The 3,468-nt window shown below is 40.0% G+C and carries 3 protein-coding genes; 1 reads left to right on the top strand and 2 read right to left on the bottom strand.

The window, feature by feature from the left end; translation table 11 throughout:
• Positions 1–189: 189 nt before the first annotated feature.
• Entirely contained in the window at positions 190–1,644 is a 1,455-nt protein-coding gene (locus Q0791_RS24595) for a jacalin-like lectin (RefSeq protein WP_299011902.1), read from the top strand.
• Positions 1,645–1,821: 177 nt separating this feature from the next.
• Here Q0791_RS24595 and Q0791_RS24590 read toward each other — a convergent pair whose 3' ends face one another.
• Both Q0791_RS24590 and Q0791_RS24585 read right to left on the bottom strand, forming a co-directional pair.
• On the bottom strand, positions 1,822–2,277 hold the full coding sequence (locus tag Q0791_RS24590) for an energy transducer TonB (RefSeq protein ID WP_299011901.1): 456 nt from the start codon (positions 2,275–2,277) through the stop codon (positions 1,822–1,824).
• Between the two features lie 66 nt (positions 2,278–2,343).
• The gene (locus tag Q0791_RS24585) at positions 2,344–2,847 is read right to left on the bottom strand and encodes a GNAT family N-acetyltransferase (protein ID WP_299011900.1); all 504 of its coding nucleotides are present in this window, start codon (positions 2,845–2,847) and stop codon (positions 2,344–2,346) included.
• Between the last annotated feature and the right edge of the window lie 621 nt (positions 2,848–3,468).

Below are 3,468 nucleotides of genomic sequence, written 5' to 3'. Positions count from 1 at the left end.
AAGCCACAACTTAATATAACATCAGCCGAATTCAACGCGATGACAGTAATGCGTTAAACCGATCTGAGGTTATTTACTCAGATCCCTAGAGACTATTCACAAGAAGAAGGCGATGGTATTAACCTCTGTGATTATCATGATGCCAGCCATACCAGTAAATACCGTCGTAATGTATGGATAGGTGTCGATATGATTTATGCATCTGGTGAGATGTATCCTAATCAACCACTGGCACAAAATTCAAGTTTATTAACAGCAGACAGCGAAGGTAATGAGAGTATTGAAACCCATTATGAAAATGGCAATTTGAGTGTCGCGCTAGATTCAACCACTGAATATGATAAAGACGATATTTCTATCTATGGTGATACTGTGTTAGAAAAAGCAGAAGCCGGCTATAACTTCCTTGAATTGGCGTTAGTTGAGGCCAATGCCACCACAATTTCAGCCTCTAAGGCTCCTCAAATAGAAGATTATGTTTGGTCATGGAATAGTAGTTCACCCAGCAGCGATACTGATACCTGCGCTTTATTAAATTCAAGTGATGAATTGGTTGATCAATCCTGCTCTACCAGTGCCACTTTTGCTTGCGTTGACGAAAACAGAGATTGGCATTTCACGACAACATCGAGTCAATGGAGCGATGGTTTTAACGCCTGTGAAGCTCAAGGTTATCAGTTTGCCATGCCGTATAACGCTCGCGAAAATGCAGCCTTAATCACTGCTCGAAGTAATGCTGAAATCACATCATCAACTTGGGTCAATTATTATCAAGCTGTGGATGGCTTTTGGCTGGCAAACCAAGCCTCTTATCTCGATACTGGCTATAACAAAAACAGCGCGGTAGGGGGGAGTGATGGTAGCAGTTTTGATGGCATTGATTTACTTAAGCGTAAATTATTAGGCAGTGGCACTATGAACTTAAGTTCAGTCAAAATTAATGCGAGTTCAAGCCGTGTGAGAGGCATTAAGGCTTGTTATAGTTTCAGTCAGCCAATAAGTCAATTAACAGTAAATCAAGATGAACTGTGTGTAGAATATGGCGGAGATGACAGTGACTGGAGCGATGAACTCAGTATGGATCCCAGTAATGGCGATTACCTTACAGAGATAAAGATTTGTACTGACGATGAAACCTACTCCAATGGCAGTGTTTATTATTTGCAAATGAAATCAAATACAGGCACAAGCATTGAGGCTGGAAGTTCACAAGGTGATTGCAAAACTTATTCTTCAACGTCTGATCAGCAAATATTTGCTTTTCATGGTTACGCCTCAAGTAGCGAACTGTATGGATTAGGCACTTACAACCTATCCAATCAACTTGTTGATCCTGGGTACTATGCCACCGACTGGTTAAACATAACCAATGGGAGTTCAGAAACTGAAGATGAAAGCTTTGTTGCACAACAAAGCACTGGCAATATTGCTACCAGCTGTAGTGTTGACGACATTAAAGGATTTGTGGCAAGAACCAGTGACAACAAACTCAATTATACCTTAACCCAAGACAGCTTAACCCTAGGTATACTGGAAGATGACGAAGGTAACCCACAGGATTACCAATTTCGTTGCGAAAACGACACTTGTCAAGATTACGAAGTAAAATACTTCTTCTCCAATGCGACCTGCACTAGCAATTAACATCAATCTGTGTACATGTTAGGCCATCTCGACAATGAGCCTTGATAATAAACCCTAGCCATAATGAGCCACAATGAGATATGAGCATGAATATAAGTGCAAATAGCAGTATTCTCATGCTCTCATTAAATGCCTTTTGTACCCGCACTTTGAAGACAAAATTCTGTCTTCAAAGTGCTAAATATGAGTAAAGCCGCACAGCGTCTCTGCTTCACTCTTATTTTTAGCCCCATCAACCATAAAATCTAACTGAATGCTGGTCAAAACAGGTGCGCTATCACTATTATCTTGTGTCGCTGACCATTTCCAATGCTTTAATGCTGCAGTAGCATATTGATCAAATATCCCTTCAGGGTATGATTTCATGACTTTATACTCACCCATTCTCCCATCTTTTTTAATACCGACGATAACATCAACACAGCCAGACACCCTTTTTCTCGCAGCACTAATGGGGTATCTAGGCGCTTGGTTCTTGTCCAACACCCAATATTCCTTAACGCGTTCCTTATAGTCCTTTGACGTTAAGTCTATATACTGTATTGGCGATTCAGCCACGACTTCTACAGCATCATTTGAAACACATGCCCCTAAAAACAGGCTAAAAATGGATAATGTAACAACTTTCCTCATGGCTAATTCCTTATAGCGTTTATGCCAAGTAACAGGCTAGGTAAAACGTGTGTGACAGCATTGACTTCACAATTTCAATCTCATTGGTTGAACAGCCAACGCTGAGGTTTCTCGAAGCTTTTCTAATGAGCCATAAGACTCAAACCCAGTCGTTTTATAGAGGTGAATCGCACCTAAATTGACAGTGGTAACAGCTAAACAAAGGTAATCTACATCACAGTCTTTTGCCCATACGATGATTTTGTTAAGCAGTAAACTGCCTACACCCTGACCGCGCACACTGGGAGACACCCACATTTGATATATATGGGCCGTTTTATCGAATGGGCGGTGAAGTACCCCAAAAGCTAGACCGACTGCAACGCCATTTAACTCAGCAATTAATGGCAGTGCATATTTAGCCTGATTATCAGGATCAAGACGAGAAAGCCATTCTTCATTGGAAAACTTAATTTCAGAACCATAAGTACTACCAAATGAATCAGGGGAGTCTTGTAGAGATAAGAGTCGTAATGCTCTATAAGTTGGCCAATCTTCCTTATTTAGAACGCTTATATTCAGAGTGCTCATCTCTATCCTTTGATGCCTAACCGCTTATTCAACAACAGCAGGATAATCTTCCAAACTGCTTACTCTTTTTTTAAAACAAATCATTAAGCTAGAATACATTTATAACTCATTGTTGTAAATGTATTATTCCGATTAAACGAACAGAAATTATGCAAATATCAAACAACAAATGACATCTAAACTATGCAACTCCGCAGCATCACTTTTGATGAGCGCTATGGTTCAACTGAAGTGGTCAACACATTTTAGCCTTGGCGAGGTTTCTTTGGCTTCATGGAAATAATCGTGGGTGTCCGAGTTAATCTTTTTTTATACTTCCTTGTCACGTCATAATCTTTCCAGTCATCACATTGGAAATAAATAATGAGCTCATCGGTGTAATCAATGGCAGTAATTTTGCCATTAAGGTCTTCATATAGCTCTTTTGATAGTTCTTCGATGCTCATAAATATTTTTAGTTAACGCCTTACTAATGGGCGCATAAATGCTTGGCTAAAATTGGCGACGAAGGAGCGCAAGCCAAGCGTTTTGCGTCCTTTTAAGTAACTTGTATGGATAATAAACCCACATAATTACAAATTATTCCCAGTTTCGGGTAATGTGAGACCCAGGCTTTAGCTG

The sequence above is a fragment of the uncultured Shewanella sp. genome (genome assembly GCF_947495455.1).
GTDB lineage: Bacteria > Pseudomonadota > Gammaproteobacteria > Enterobacterales > Shewanellaceae > Shewanella.
The sequence above is the reverse complement of the archived record's forward strand: the minus strand, read 5'-3'. Positions and strand labels throughout refer to the sequence as shown.